Below are 13,335 nucleotides of genomic sequence, written 5' to 3'. Positions count from 1 at the left end.
CACGAGCGGCGGAACTTCGGGTCATGAGATGTCAGGTCAACGGGCCCCCGCCCTCCGCCCGGCGCGCGGAAACCGCACACCTGCGCCCAGGGTGGCACCCGTGCCGTATCCGCCCGGGGGCCGCGTCGTTGTTCCGGCAGGCACACGCCTCGTGACACGCCGGACCGTCCCGGCGGCCGGCGAGGGCCCGGAGCAGGGAAGGCCGGAACATTGCGCATCGACATCATCACCGCGGGCACGACGGGGTCCGTCGTCCCGTACACCGGCCTCGGGCACCGGCTCGTCGCCGAGGGGCACGAGGTGGAGCTCGTCACCCACGCGAAATTCGCGGGCACCGTGACCTGTTGCGGACTTCGGACCCGGCCGCTGGAGCCGGACCCGTTCGAGGACCTGCTCGCCGCGCACAACACCTTCCAGGGCGGCCGCCGTTCGCCGCGCGCCCTGCGCGACCTCGCGCGCGCCACCGAACGGGCCGCCGTTCGGCTGGTGGACGGGATGCTCACGGCCGTCGACCCCAAGGCCGACCTCGTCCTGCTGTCCACCCTCGCCGCGCCCATCGGCCGGGTGGTGGCCCGGTACCACAAGGTGCGCAGCATGGGCGTGTTCCTCCAACCCGACGCCCCCACCTCGGCTTTCCCGCCCTGCGTCCTCCCCTGGCAGCCGCCCGGGTACGCCAACCGGCTGCGGGCGCGGGCGGTCAACGCGGTGACCGACGCGCTCTACGCGGCGGCCAACCGGCGGCTGCACGCGCGGCTCGGCCTGTCCTGCCGGAGCGTCCATCTGCTGCGCAGGGAACGGGAGAAGAGCCGCTGGCCGATCTGGCACGGCTACAGCCGCGCGGTCGTCCCCCGGCCGCCGGACTGGCGGCCCGGGCTGCGGGTGGCCGGCTACTGGTGGCCGCACGAGTGCCCGTCCTGGCAACCGCCGTCCCTGGTCACGGACTTCCTGGCGGCCGGGCCGCCACCGGTGTTCGTCGGGTTCGGCAGCATGATGCCCGGCGACCCGGAGCGGCTCGGGGACGTCATGGCCCGCGCCCTGCGCCGGGCCGGGCTGCGCGGCATCGTGCAGGCCGGCTGGGCCGGGCTCTCGGTGCACGACGACGACGTGATCACGGTAGGACCGCTGCCGCACGGCTGGCTGCTCCCCCGGACGGCCGCCGTGGTGCACCACGCCGGGGCCGGGACGACGGCGGCCGGGCTGCGGGCCGGGGTGCCGGCCGTCCCGGTCCCCCACCTGACCGACCAGCCCTGGTGGGCGTCGCGCCTGGTGCGCCTCGGGGTGAGCCCGGGGGCGCTGCCGCCGTCCGCGCTGACGGCCGGCCGGCTGGCGGACGCGCTCTCCCGGGCGACCGGCGAACCCCGGTTCGCCGCGCGGGCGTCGGAGCTGGCGGGCCGGCTGGCCCGGGAGGACGGCGCGGGCGCGGTGGCGCGGGCGGTGGCGGCGATGGCGCCGTGAGGGGGCGGGAAGCCGCGGCGGGCAGCCCGATGCCGCCGCTCGACGCCTGGCTGCACCGGCACCAGAGCAGCGGTGCCGTCTGTATGACCGTGGCGCTGCTCGCCCGCTTCACGGGTCCCGCGCCCGCACCGGACGGCCTGCGGTCGCTCGTCGGGAAGCGCTGGTCGGGGCACGGCCGGCTGCGGCTCACCGTCGCGGACGCGGAGCATCCGGCGTGGCCGGGGTGGACCTCCGTGGCGTGGCCGGACGTCGTCCGGCACGTCGCCGTCGCGCCGGGCGGGCCGCCGGAGGAGCACGTCGCCCGGCTGCTGGCCCGGCCGCTCGGCCCGGAGCGGCCACCGTGGCGGCTGGACCTCCTGCCGGGCGGAGCCGGTGAGGACGGGTTCGCGCTGCTGCTCCGCGCCCATCACGCGCTCCTCGACGGCCGGTCGCTGCTCGGCCTGGTCCGTGACCTGCTCGACGGCCCGTCGGCCGCACCCGGGCAGGCCGGCCCTCCCCTCCCGGCGCCGCGCCGCCGGCCGCTGCACGCCCTGTCCGACCTGCTGCCCCGGGCGCGGCCGCTGCCGTTCCACGGTCCGGTGGACGCCCGCCGGGCGGTCGCCTGGCGCCGCGTCACCCGCGCCGAACTGGACGCGGCCCGGGACGCGCCGCCGTCGGGGCGCGCGTCCGCCAACGCGGTGTTCCTGGCGGGCGCGGCCGGGGCGCTGCGGGCGGCGGAGGCGACCGGGCGGCTGCCGTTCCTGCCGGGCGTCTGCGCGATGGTGCCCGTGGACGTGCGGCCGCCCGGGGCGGCCGCGGTGCTCGGCAACCACTACGCGACGGTCCGCGTCCCGCTGCCGGTGGCCGGCTGGCCGCGGCGGCGGCTGGCCGCGGTGGACGGCTTCACCCGGCGGACGGCGCTGCGTGAACGGGCCCGGGCGCAGGCGCTCGCGGTGGCGGCGGCGCCCCGGCGGCACGGGCCCGTCAGCGACGCGCTCGGCCGCTATGTCGACTCCCCGCTGTACGCCTCGGTGCTGTGCAGCAGCCTGGCGGAGCGCACCGGGCCGCTGGCGCTGGGCGCGGCCCGGCTGACCGGGCTGTCGCTGCTGCCGCCGCTGAGTCCGGGGCACCCGCTGGCGCTGACCATGACGCGGGACACGACGGGTGCGACGCTCGCGGTGATCACCGATCACGGCCGGCGCGCGCTCGCCGACCGGCTCGCCGCCCTGCTGCGCGAGGAGATCCTCGCGCTGGGCCGGTGACCGACCGGGTCGCACCGGCCATGGGACGCCCGTCAGGAGTAACGTCCTCCTATCGGCTCTCGTTCCTCTGGTGAAGGCACCCATTCCCCACCCATTCACTGGGATGGCACCCCACGAGATCCCGGCCGCGCGGGCCGCGGGAACGCTCCCCCACCGCGCGGCGACGATCGTGAAACGGAGACCGGCTCTGATGACGCCTACCGCACTCTCGGAAGAGGTCATTCCGCTTACATACGGCGGTTTCGGGTACAGCGGCCGGATCGTCCACCACCCGGAGCCGAGGATCGCGCCCATCGTCCTGGTCGGCGGCGCCTTCCAGCACCAGGGCGGCTGGGGCAGGCTGGAGCGGATGCTCCTGGAGTCGGCCAGCGTCATCACCGTGGACCTGCCGGGCTGGGGCACCTCCGACCGCCTCCCGGCCCACCACGGCATCGACTTCCTCGCCGGCGCCCTGGACCTCTTCCTCTCGAAGATCGCCCCTTATCCGGTCAACGTGGTGGGCGCCTCCTACGGGAGCGCGGTGGCCCACGAGTGGGTGCGCCGGAACCCCGGGCGGGCCGAGCGGCTGGCCCTGGTGGGCACGATGGCCCAGCTGACGGACCACGTCCGGGCCAAGGTGGAGCTCACCATCCGGATGCTGGAGCGGGGCAGCCACGCGGAGTTCGTGGACCAGGTCATCGGCACCATGGTCTGCCGGGACCCCCGGGTCACGGTCGCGCGCCGGCCGGTCGTCATCCGCTGCCTCACCCAGGCCCTCAACAAGCTGACCACCGAGGGCGTGGACAAGTACCGGGAGAACTCGCGGCGGTTGCTGGACCACGCGGAGCTGCCCGGTGGCCCGGCGGTGGAGATCCCGGTGCTGGTGACGACGGGCGAGCACGACCCGCTGACCACTCCGGCGCTCAGCCGCGAGGTGTCCGCGCGGTGCGCCGACGCCCGGTTCACCGCGCTCAAGGACGCGGACCACCTCGTCCACCTGGAGCGCCCCACCGAGATCGTCGACCTGCTGCTGCGCTTCTTCGGCGGGGAGCCGCTGACCGGTCTCGACTACTGCCATCCGGTGGAGCACGTGGGGGGCCGGGGCCGCGCCGGGGTGGCGCGGGCCCCCCTGCCCGCGCCCCGCACGGGCGGGGAGCACTGAGCGGCGGGAACACGCGAAGCGGGCCGGCGTCCCCTCGGGGACGCCGGCCCGCTCGCCGTTCCGGGCGCGGATGCTCCTATGGATGTCAAGCGGCTTCAGTGAGGTCGCCTTGAGTCGTTTGTCGGCTGGTGGATCGGTGGTCGAGGGATCGCATGAGGACGCGGTAGACCTCGCGTGCGACGTGGCGTTTGAGGCAGCGCATGATGTCCTTCTTCGACAGGCCCTGCTGGGTGCGCCGTTCCATGTAGATGCGGGTGCGTTCGTCCCAGCGCAGGCGGCAGAGCACGATGGTGTGCAGGGCGTGGTTGGCGGCCCGGTCTCCGCCGCGGTTGAGCCGGTGGCGGTCCCGGCGGCCCGAGGAGGCCGGTATGGGAGCGACGCCGCACAGGTGGGCGAAGGCTGCTTCGGAGTGCAGCCGGTCGGGGTTGTCACCGGCGGTGGCCAGCAGCTGCCCGGCCACGTCCGCGCCGACTCCTTGCAGGGCCAGGAGCTCGGGGGCGGCCTGGGCGGTGAGCGTCTTCAGCTCCGCCTCCAGCTCGTCGATCTCCTCGGTCAGGGCCAGGATCCGCCGGCCCAGCCGGCGCAGGGCCGCCTTGGCCGCGTGCAGCGGGTCGGCGAGATCGTCACCCGGCCGCAGCCGCGCGCACGCCTTCGCCAGCCGGGCGGCGGTCAGCCCGCGCAGCGGGGCGCGCAGGCTCTCGGGCGCGGTGACCAGCAGTTGCCGTGCCTGGTTGACTGCCTGGGTACGGGACTTGACCGCCGAACGGCGCGGCACCCGCAGAGCCCGCACGGCTTCCACGACACCGGTGCGGGTCTTGGGGGTCCCGCTCGCCCTGCCGGAGGCCACCGCCACGGCGGCGGCGTAGGCGTCGATCGGGTCGGACTTGCCCTTCAGCCTGCGGGTTTTGCGGTCCGGCCGGTCGACCTCGACGACCTTCAGTCCCGCTTCGCGCAGAACGCGGGCGAGTTCGGCGCCGTAGGCGCCGGTGCCTTCCACGCCGACGGCCGTCACGGTGCCCTGGGCGAGCAGCCAGGCCAGGAGCTTGCGATATCCGGGGCCGGTGGCCTCGAACTCCTGGTCGGCCAGGTGGCGGCCGAGGCGGTCGACCACGGCGGCGTGGTGGGTCTCGCCGTGGGTGTCGATGCCGCCTGTGACTTCCAGGGCCTGGTCCGTCATGCTGGTCACTGCCGTCCTCTCGCTGATCCCGGTAGGGCGGCACGCGCCGGCCGGGCGGGCGGACAAGACAGTGGCGGGGCTTCTTGACCAAGCTCCTATAAGGTCACGGTCGCCCGTCCGGTCGCGTGCGAGGCGGCTCCTCCGAGCGGATCGACAAATCCCAAACAAGACAGTCGAGACGTCGGTCAGTCCGTGAGTCAGACCCGTCGGAGAAGCCACGTCACATCCTCACTGTCAGTCCTCGTGCGCCGCCGCGGGGAGCCGGCGCAGCGTCAGCGGGGTGTGCGTGTGGTACGCGTAGTCCAGCATCTTCGCGGCGTCCGGGTAGCGGCTCGCCGCGTCGTCGAGGACGACGCCGACGACCGTCCGGCCGTCCCGCCGGGCCGAGAAGACCAGGCAGGGGCCCGAGGCGCGGGTGGAGCCGGTCTTGACGCCGAACACGCCCTCGTACGAGCCGAGCAGCTTGTTGGTGTTGTACCAGGTGTACCGGCGGTTGACGTTGAGCGCCTTCTGCTGGGTGCTCAACGCCTTGGTGACCGTGGTGAACGTGCTGTTCCGCAGCGCGTGCCGGGCGAGCGCGGAGAGGTCGCGGGGGGTGGAGTAGCCGCCGCCCGCGGTGATGCCGTCGAACGAGTCGAACTTCGTGTTCCGCAGGCCCAGCGCCGCGGCCTTGGCGTTCATCCGCGCGACGAACGACCGGGTCCGCGCGGCCTCGTCCGGTCCGCTGCCGAGGGCGTCCGCCAGGGCGTAGGCGGCGTCGCAGCCGGAGGGCAGCATCAGGGCGTAGAGGAGCTGCCGCACGGTCAGCTTGTCGCCGGTCCGCAGGTCGGCGGTGCTGGCTCCGTGACGGGTGACGTAGTCGCGGTAGGACTGCTTGACGGTGACCTGCTTGTCGAGGTCGGCGGGGCGCCCGTCGAGGGCCACCACCGCCGTCATGATCTTGGTGGTGCTGGCGATCGGCCGCCGGACGTCGGCCGCCTTGCTCCACAGCGCCTTTCCGGTGCCGCTGTCGAGCAGGTACGCGCCCTTGGCGCCGACGCCCGCGGGGCCGTCGGCGGCGTGGGACGCGGTCGGGAGCGCGACGGCCAGGGCCGCGCCGGACGCGGCGAGTACCGCTGCCCAGCGGCGGGCCGCGCTTCCCCCATGTCGTGGCATGGAAACTCCAGGATTGCTCACTGATTCGGTTCGGGAGGAGCGCATGGTCGCACCCCGCCGCGCGCGACCGGAAATCGCGCCACGAACGGGTGAGGGGTGCGTACGGCCGTCCGTCCGCATGCCGAACTGGAGTGCCCGTCAGTCGAGTTGTACGACGAAGGGGCCCCGGCGGAAGACCGGGGCCCCTCGGTGCACGGCGCGGGGGTCAGAGCGAGCAGACGCCGCGCTGGTAGTCGACGATCGCCGTGTCCTGGGCGTACTCCCACTCGGGCGCCAGCAGCTTCGCGTCGAGCTGCCCGGCGGCCGTCCGGTCCTCGACGATGTAGCCGAAGTCCTGGAGCCAGGAGGGGTAGAGGTTCTTCGACCCGACGTAGAACGCCGAGCCGTCCACGGACACCAGCTTGTGGTGCAGCGGGTAGGCGTGACCGTCGGCCCACGTGGGGCTCTTGGCACTCCGGAAGCTCGCGAGCTGGACGTTGGAGCACAGGGCGTTCTTCGCCTGGTCCTGGCCGCCGGTGACGAGGGCGAGGCGGTTGCGGAGGACGTCGCTGATCTCCGTCAGGGACTTGATCTGCGAGTAGCCGCCGCTGCCGACCGTGCCCCGGTTGGCGGGGTCGCTGACGACGATGCGGACCTTCACACCGGACGCGATCTTCTTCGCGAGGGTGTCGTAGAGCCGGACGTCGTACTTGGCGATGGGCGGGCAGGTGGCGTGGAGGTCCTGCTGCGAGATCTCGACGTGCTTCTCCGCGCTGCCGACCAGCGCGCGCAGGGCGCTCTCCTCCGGGTTGACCGTGTCGTAGTCGCGGTCGGCGTTGGTGTTGTCGTGCAGGCCGACGACACACTTGGTGTCGGGGGCGGACGGCAGCTCCGGCCGGTAGGCGGAGGAGGCGTCCTTGTCCTTGATGCCGACGCCCAGGCCGCCCACGGCGATCACCGGGACGTTCCCGGTGGGTCCGGCGGGCTTGGGGTTGGCCTCCTTCTCCAGATCGGCCATGCAGGACGCGCCGGCGGAGGCGGCGTACCAGACGCTGGCGATGTTGCCCTTGTTGCCGCAGGTCCAGCCCCAGAGGGTGTCCAGGTAGCGGCCGGCGGTGGAGGCCGCGGGGCCGGTCAGGGCCAGGTCGACGTCGGTGACCGGGTGGGCGGTGTCGACGTAGTCGTTCTTCCAGTCGTTGATGCCGCCGGTGATCGCCGACTCGCCGTCCACCACCAGGAGTTTGGAGTGGTTCCAGGAGAAGGCGGTCTTGGAGGTGGTCATCGAGGCCACGTTCAGCGTGACCGCGTCGGCCGCGGTGCCGAGCCGCGCGCGGAGGTCGTCCAGGTAGGCCGAGGGGCGCACGTTGAGGTGGTAGAGGGGCGCGGCGCCGACGAGGACGCGGACGCGGGGCTTGTTGCCCGAGGCCACCGACGCCTTGAGGCCGGCCGCGATGGCGTCCTGGAAGGCGCCGTCGGGGAACGGCGCGAGGGTGGAGATGTCCACCGTCCGCCGCGCCCGCGAGATGTTCTCGGTCATCTTGGCGAGCAGCCGCTTGGTGCCGGGGCGCTCCGCGCAGTGGGCGTCGCCCCAGCAGCCGGGGGTCTGCAGCAGCCAGTCGGAGGGGTCGGCGGCGGAGGCGTCGAGCTTGTTGCCCTCGGTGCGCTGCCAGACGTCGCCCTCGAGGCCGGGGGACACCTGGCGCAGGGTCCGCTCGACGGCGTCGAGGTGCGGGGCGCCGGGCGCGTCCCCGGCGGCGAGCGCCGGGCCGGCCGGCAGGAGGGCGAGGAGGACGGCGGAGACCGTCGCGCGGCGCGTGAGGCGGTGTAAACGGCGGAGCAAGGCTGCGTCCTTCGGACTGGGGAGTCGGGGATCCGTACGGAACTGAACGGTTGACGTCCGTACGCCTGAACGTCGTTCGAACGACATACGGATGATCAACTTCCCAGAAGTTACCAGGCGCCGCCGCGGCGCGGCAGCGGGTGGCCGAGCCGGCTCTTCGACACGGCCGGAGCCGCCGGACGGCCGCCGTGGAACGCCGGCTCGGAGGATTTGCGGTTTCCGCAACAAGGTTTGCCCGGCGGCCCGGCGGGCGTCGACCATGGCGGCACGCGGGCGCCACCGAGGCGCCGGCCCCGCGGTGACGCGGTGAGCAGAGTGAGGAAGACCCCGTATGACGGACACCCGGCCGCAGCCCACCCCCGAGGTCTTCTGGGAGGAGTTCTACGGGCGCGACGACCGCGTGTGGAGCGGGCGGCCCAACCCGCTGCTGGTCCGGGAGGCGGCCGGGCTCGCGCCGGGCACCGCCCTGGACCTCGGATGCGGCGAGGGGGCCGACGCGATCTGGCTCGCCGCGCGGGGCTGGCAGGTCACCGCCGTGGACGTCTCGGCGACGGCGCTGGAGCGGGGGGCCGCGCACGCCGCCGAGGCGGGGGTCGCGGACCGGATCGGCTGGCGGCGGCACGACCTCGGCACGTCGTTCCCCGAGGCCCCCGAGGGCGGTTACGGCCTCGTCTCCCTCCAGTTCCTGCACTCGCCCCTGGAGCTGCCGGTCGAGCGGATCGTCCGGTCCGCCGCGGCGGCGGTGGCGCCCGGCGGCGTCCTCCTCTTCGTGGGGCACGCCCAGAGCCCGTCCTGGAAGCGGCAGGCCCACGCGGACGTCCGCTTCCCCACCGCGGACGAACTCCTCGCGGCGATGGGCCTGCCGTCGCCGGACCGGCGCGTCGAGGTCCGGGAGTCGCTGCGGACGGAGGCGACCGGGCCGGACGGCGAGGCGGGGTTCCGCGTGGACCACGTCCTGCGCGTCCGACGCCTGCGCTGACCCGCGAACCATCCGGCCCGAGGGGGGGTGCCCCTATCTGTTTCGTCAACCCTGGCGGGGCTGGTTCGTAGGGGTTCGTGCTGGTTTTCGGGAACGTCCCGCGAAGCGGGATGTTCCCGGCGGCTCGGGTGCGGTGCGGGCAGGGCGGTGGCCGGCGTGGCGGGGGTGGCCGTGCCGGTGACGGGATGGAGCGGGCTGGAAGAGGCAGGGGGTGGGGTGGGTGTCAGGCAGCGAGGTCGAGGGCGCGGGGTTCGTAGAGGGTGCCGTTGCGGATCATCGCGTGGATGACGTTCACGCGTTGCCGGGCCAGGCGGAGGATCGCCTGGGTGTGAGTCTTGCCGCGGGTTCGCTGGCGGTCGTAGTAGATCCGCGAGGACGGGTCGCTCTTGCAGCCGGTCGCGGCGAACGCGGCCTGGAACAGGGCGCGTTTGAGGAGCCGGTTGCCGCGGTGGGGAGCGTGCTCGCCGCGGATGGAGGTGCCCGAGGACTTCGTTGCGGGGGCGAGTCCGGCGTAGGAGGCGAGGTGTCCGGCGGTGGGGAAGCCGGTGCCGTCACCGATCGCGACGATCACCGCGGCGGTGGTCCTGACGCCCATGCCGGGCAGGGACGTCAGGAGGTGGAAAAGAGGGAGGGCCTCCAGCAGGGCGGCGATCTCCTGCTCGGTGGCCTGTCGCTGGGTGTGGGCGGCGGCGAGCTGAGCGGCCAGGCCCGGAACGATCAGCGCGGACGCCTCGGTGCCGGGAACGACGAGAGTCTGCTCGGCCAGCGCGTCGGAGATCTCCCCGGCCAGCTGCTTCGCCTTGCGCGAGCCGTGCGCTTTGAGCAGGGCCTCGCAGCGGGCCCGGCCGAGTCTCTTCAGCTTCGCCGGGGAGCCGTGCCGGGCCAGGAGGGCTTGGACGTAGGGGTAGGCCAGGCGCGGGCCGAGCACGCGTTCCAGGGAGGGGTGGATCTGGGAGAGCAGGCCGCGCAGCCGGTTGGTGGTGCGGTTCACCTCGCCGGCCAGGTCGTTGTCGTAGCCGGTGAGCATGGTCAGCTCGGCCAGTACCTCGTCGTCACGGTCCACCGCGCGCAAGGTGTGCGGCATGGTCCGGGCGGTCTCGGCGATCACGAACGCGTCGCGGGCGTCTGTCTTGGCCTCACCGGGATGCAGGTCGGCGGCCCGCCGCATCGACAGTCCCGGCAGGTAGGCCACCCGGCACCCGCTCGCGCGGGCCACCGTCAGCGGCAGCGCGCCGATGTTGGCGACCTGGTCCACGATCACCAGGACGGTACCGAACTTCGCCACCAGCTTGGTGAACAGCTCCAGCAGTTTCGGCTCGGTGTTGGGCAGCCGCTTGTCGTGCACGGTCCTGCCGTCCCCGGTCCGGCCGTGGGCGTGGTGGAACTCCTTGCCCAGGTCCAGGCCGAGGAAGAGATCTGTCGCGGTCGTGTCGACCATGTGCGCGTGCCCCTCGCCACTCGTCTCCCCAACTCCCGGCCGTCCCTGCGGCACCACACGCCGGCAACCACGTTACGCAGACATGCCACCCGTGAAGCGGTCCGGCATTGCGCCGAACCAGAGTGGTCGTCAGGCCCCTCATCAGCGGTCAAGCGGTGCCCCGAAGCCCGGCGGCAACACCCCCCAGGTCATGTACTTCGACAGGGGGCACACAGCCATACCGAGCCCGGGGGCCAGGCGCCCCGTTGCGGGGCCACGGAAAAGGTAACGGGGAACAGGTGGTGTCCCGTCCCGCCCCGCATGTCGTGCGGGACGGGACACCACCCGGAACGGCCGCCCGGTCAGCCGCCCGGGGACTCCCGCCGTGCCGGCAGCCGTTTGCGGCCCCGGTCGAGCGCCTCCACGACGGCACCGGCGACCAACACGACCGTCCCGCCGGCCACGTAACACCATGGGCTCGGCAGGTAGTCGACCGCGGTCATCACGCCGGCCTCCTTGTCGGTGAACGCGCGGTAGACGATCGCGATCACCCCTTCCCAGAGGCCGAGCATGAACGCCACCGCCATGCCCAGCCGGTACCCGGCCTCGTCCATCACCGCTCCCGCCGTGTCGTGTCTTTCTCCGTAGGGACGTTACGAGCGTAACCACGAGCGGGACGGAAATGGCCGGGTTCCGCAGGGCATTCCGCCGTAACATCACACTTTCTTGCGGCTACCCTGGGCACATGCGTGACGAAAAGCAGGTGCCGGCCTGCCGCGTGTGCCGCACACCGCTGGCGCCGGCCGGCCGGGGGCGGCCGCCCGTGTACTGTTCGCGCGGCTGCCAGGCCCGGGCCTACCGGCGCCGGAAGGACCCGCCGCCGCCCGCTCCGAAGACCCCGGCACCGGCCCCGTCCGGGCGGCGGCGGCAGATCGCCGAGGCGGTCTGGCGCGTCGCCGCCGAGCGGGGGCTGCACGCGGCCAGCATGCGGGAGATCGCCGCCGAGGCCGGTGTGTCCCTGCGCGTCGTCCAGTACCACTTCGACAGCAAGCACGACCTGCTCGTCGCCGCGCTGCGCATGCTGCACGAGGAGAGCGCGCGGCAGGCCGACGCCCGGGTCCGGGCCCTGCGCCGGCCGTCCGACCCACAGGCGCTGCTGCGGGCCGTCCTCGACGAGTTCCTGCCGCTGGACGAGTGGCGGCGCGTCGCCCTGCGCGTCCACGCCGCGTACTACGCCCGCAGCCTCACCGACCCGGCGCTCGCCCGGGTGTTCCTCCACGACGCCCAGCCCCTGGAGGACCTGGTCACCGCGCTCATCACCCGGCTTCCCGCCGGCTCCGCCGGGCTGCCGCCGGTCGACCCGCGGCGGGAGGCCGACCTGCTGGTGTCCGGCGTCGTCGGGCTGAGCATCGACGTGCTGCACGGGCGCCGGAGCGTGGCCGACGTACGGCGCACGGTGGACCACCACCTGGAGCGGATCTTCGCGGCGGGGCCGGGCTGACGCGGCGGACGCCGTCGTCGCACCGTCCGGTGCCGGGCGGACGGGTCGTCCCGCGGCGCCGCGCGGGGAGTTCCGCGCGCTCCGCCGACGGGGCGGCCGAAGTGGGAACACTTCCGGCAACACGTCCCGCGGAGAAGGAGGACCGCCGTGCCCCTGTCCGCCGATACCCCCGCCCCGCGCCCCGGAAGGTACGACTTCTGGGCGCGGACCTGGACCGCCTACGAGCGCCGCCACCCGACCACCCCACCGGTGATCGCGCAGGCGTTCCTGTGCTCGGGCATCGCCCCGTCCAGGACGCGACTGCGCGAAATGGCGCGCCTGTCAGCCCTGTTGCTTCCGGAACTGGCACCCGAGGGAGCCGAGACGGACGAGGTCCTGGACCGGCACGTCTTCGAGGAACGGGCCGAACGCGGCTCGGGTGAGGCGGGGTTGCGCGCGGTGCTGGGCCGGCTGGCCGTCGCGCCGCTGCCGGCCACCGGTGCGGACCTGTGGCTGGTGACGGGGTACGCGCCGGGGGCGTTCGCGCTGGTGCCCCGCGTCCGCCACGCCTTGCTGGACGGGGTGGGGAGCAGCGCGGTCACCTCGCTCGTCGGCCGGATGCTCGGCGGCTCCGCCCGGCCGCCGGAATCCGCCCCCGCCCCGGGCGTTCCGGCCGCCGGGGACGACCGGGGGACGGCGAGCGTGTGGGGCGTGTGCCGGGCGGCACTCGTCCTGGCCGACGTCGCCCTCGGCGTCCCGCCGGCCGCGCGCCTGGCGAGGGTGCCGGACCGGGCTCCCGGGGCACCCGTGCTCCACCGGTGGACGTTCGTCCGCACCGCGCCGCTGCGCCCGTTGCTGTCCGCGTCCGGTGCGAGCGTCAACGACGTCCTTCTCGCCTGCCTGGCAGGGGCGTTGCGGTCGTGGGCGCGGGAGCGGGGCGACCGGGTCCCGCGCGGCGTGCGGGCGATGGTGCCGGTCACCCTGCGCGAGGACGCCGACCGGCCCGCCGACGGCAACCGGTTCGTCGGCGCGCGGGTGCTCCTGCCCCTGCGCGAACCGGACCCCCTGCGCCGGCTGGCCGCGGTGGCGACGCGGACGCGGACGGTGCGGCGGCGCTCCGCGCGTCCGGACGTGGAGGCACTGCTGCGCCGGTGTCCCGACGCCCTGGCGGCGTGGACGTCGTGGCGTGGCCTCCGGCCGCGGGTCGGTTCACTGGTGGCGTCGAACGTGCCGGGGCCGCCCGGGGGTCTCGGGGCGCCGGGCTTCCGGGTGGACCACGTGGTGCCGATGCTGTTCCTGCCCTCGGGCCACCCGTTCTCGGTCGCCTTCATGGACTACGGCGGCGAGGTGTGCGTCGGCTTCACGACGTGCCCGGAGGTCGGTGGACTGGACCGCCTCCCCGGATGGTTCGACGCCGCGGCGCGCGAGCTGTGCGAGGCGGCCGCCCCGGGCGGGCCGGTTCGCTGACGGC

11 protein-coding genes are annotated in these 13,335 nt (G+C 74.2%); 6 read left to right on the top strand and 5 right to left on the bottom strand.

From position 1 onward, the window contains the following. Positions 1–210: 210 nt before the first annotated feature. The 3 genes from J7W19_RS30645 (at position 211) to J7W19_RS30635 (ending at position 3,837) form a co-directional block, all read left to right on the top strand. Positions 211–1,455 carry a glycosyltransferase gene (locus J7W19_RS30645; protein ID WP_004955801.1) on the top strand — a complete coding sequence of 415 codons (1,245 nt, stop codon included), beginning with the start codon at positions 211–213 and terminating at the stop codon, positions 1,453–1,455. Next, the gene (locus J7W19_RS30640) at positions 1,452–2,696 is read left to right on the top strand and encodes a wax ester/triacylglycerol synthase domain-containing protein (RefSeq protein ID WP_158688841.1); all 1,245 of its coding nucleotides are present in this window, start codon (positions 1,452–1,454) and stop codon (positions 2,694–2,696) included. The genes J7W19_RS30645 and J7W19_RS30640 overlap by 4 nt, the downstream gene beginning before the upstream one ends. Before the next feature lie 190 nt (positions 2,697–2,886). Next, positions 2,887–3,837 carry an alpha/beta fold hydrolase gene (locus J7W19_RS30635; RefSeq protein WP_004955805.1) on the top strand — a complete coding sequence of 317 codons (951 nt, stop codon included), beginning with the start codon at positions 2,887–2,889 and terminating at the stop codon, positions 3,835–3,837. Positions 3,838–3,922: 85 nt separating this feature from the next. On the opposite strand, the gene J7W19_RS30630 is transcribed toward J7W19_RS30635, so the two are convergent. From J7W19_RS30630 to J7W19_RS30620, 3 genes are all read right to left on the bottom strand, one after another. Continuing rightward, positions 3,923–5,014, bottom strand: a complete 1,092-nt coding sequence (locus J7W19_RS30630) for an IS110 family RNA-guided transposase (RefSeq protein WP_040892933.1) — start codon at positions 5,012–5,014, stop codon at positions 3,923–3,925. Positions 5,015–5,248: 234 nt separating this feature from the next. Next, entirely contained in the window at positions 5,249–6,169 is a 921-nt protein-coding gene (locus J7W19_RS30625) for a D-alanyl-D-alanine carboxypeptidase family protein (protein WP_004956188.1), read from the bottom strand. Positions 6,170–6,374: 205 nt separating this feature from the next. Next, positions 6,375–7,988, bottom strand: coding sequence for a phospholipase D-like domain-containing protein (locus J7W19_RS30620; protein ID WP_004956185.1), 1,614 nt, complete (start codon positions 7,986–7,988; stop codon positions 6,375–6,377). 331 nt (positions 7,989–8,319) lie between these two features. On the opposite strand from J7W19_RS30620, the gene J7W19_RS30615 reads away from it, so the two are divergent. Then, the gene (locus J7W19_RS30615) at positions 8,320–8,967 is read left to right on the top strand and encodes a class I SAM-dependent methyltransferase (RefSeq protein WP_004956181.1); all 648 of its coding nucleotides are present in this window, start codon (positions 8,320–8,322) and stop codon (positions 8,965–8,967) included. Positions 8,968–9,190: 223 nt separating this feature from the next. On the opposite strand, the gene J7W19_RS30610 is transcribed toward J7W19_RS30615, so the two are convergent. Both J7W19_RS30610 and J7W19_RS30605 read right to left on the bottom strand, forming a co-directional pair. Continuing rightward, positions 9,191–10,405, bottom strand: coding sequence for an IS110 family RNA-guided transposase (locus J7W19_RS30610; RefSeq protein ID WP_004956465.1), 1,215 nt, complete (start codon positions 10,403–10,405; stop codon positions 9,191–9,193). A gap of 341 nt (positions 10,406–10,746) precedes the next feature. Further along, positions 10,747–10,998: a hypothetical protein gene (locus tag J7W19_RS30605; protein WP_004954598.1), complete on the bottom strand. Its 252-nt coding sequence runs from the start codon at positions 10,996–10,998 to the stop codon at positions 10,747–10,749. A 131-nt stretch (positions 10,999–11,129) separates the two neighbouring features. On the opposite strand from J7W19_RS30605, the gene J7W19_RS30600 reads away from it, so the two are divergent. Further along, a complete protein-coding gene (locus J7W19_RS30600; RefSeq protein WP_078588267.1) occupies positions 11,130–11,885 on the top strand; it encodes a TetR/AcrR family transcriptional regulator in 756 nt (251 codons plus the stop codon). A gap of 147 nt (positions 11,886–12,032) precedes the next feature. Next, entirely contained in the window at positions 12,033–13,331 is a 1,299-nt protein-coding gene (locus J7W19_RS30595; protein WP_004954606.1) for a WS/DGAT domain-containing protein, read from the top strand. The last annotated feature ends 4 nt before the right edge of the window (positions 13,332–13,335 follow it).

The organism is Streptomyces mobaraensis NBRC 13819 = DSM 40847, assembly GCF_017916255.1.
In the GTDB taxonomy this organism is placed as follows: Bacteria; Actinomycetota; Actinomycetes; order Streptomycetales; family Streptomycetaceae; genus Streptomyces; species Streptomyces mobaraensis.
This window is presented reverse-complemented; position numbering and strand designations above follow the sequence as displayed.

Bases quoted from the DNA above. Each gene is read 5' to 3' on its own strand.
- J7W19_RS30635 (WP_004955805.1), top strand. From the start codon at position 2,887: ATGACGCCTACCGCACTCTCGGAAGAGGTCATTCCGCTTACATACGGC.
- J7W19_RS30630 (WP_040892933.1), bottom strand. From the start codon at position 5,014: ATGACGGACCAGGCCCTGGAAGTCACAGGCGGCATCGACACCCACGGC.
- J7W19_RS30625 (WP_004956188.1), bottom strand. From the start codon at position 6,169: ATGCCACGACATGGGGGAAGCGCGGCCCGCCGCTGGGCAGCGGTACTC.
- J7W19_RS30615 (WP_004956181.1), top strand. From the start codon at position 8,320: ATGACGGACACCCGGCCGCAGCCCACCCCCGAGGTCTTCTGGGAGGAG.
- J7W19_RS30610 (WP_004956465.1), bottom strand. From the start codon at position 10,405: ATGGTCGACACGACCGCGACAGATCTCTTCCTCGGCCTGGACCTGGGC.
- J7W19_RS30605 (WP_004954598.1), bottom strand. From the start codon at position 10,998: ATGGACGAGGCCGGGTACCGGCTGGGCATGGCGGTGGCGTTCATGCTC.
- J7W19_RS30600 (WP_078588267.1), top strand. From the start codon at position 11,130: ATGCGTGACGAAAAGCAGGTGCCGGCCTGCCGCGTGTGCCGCACACCG.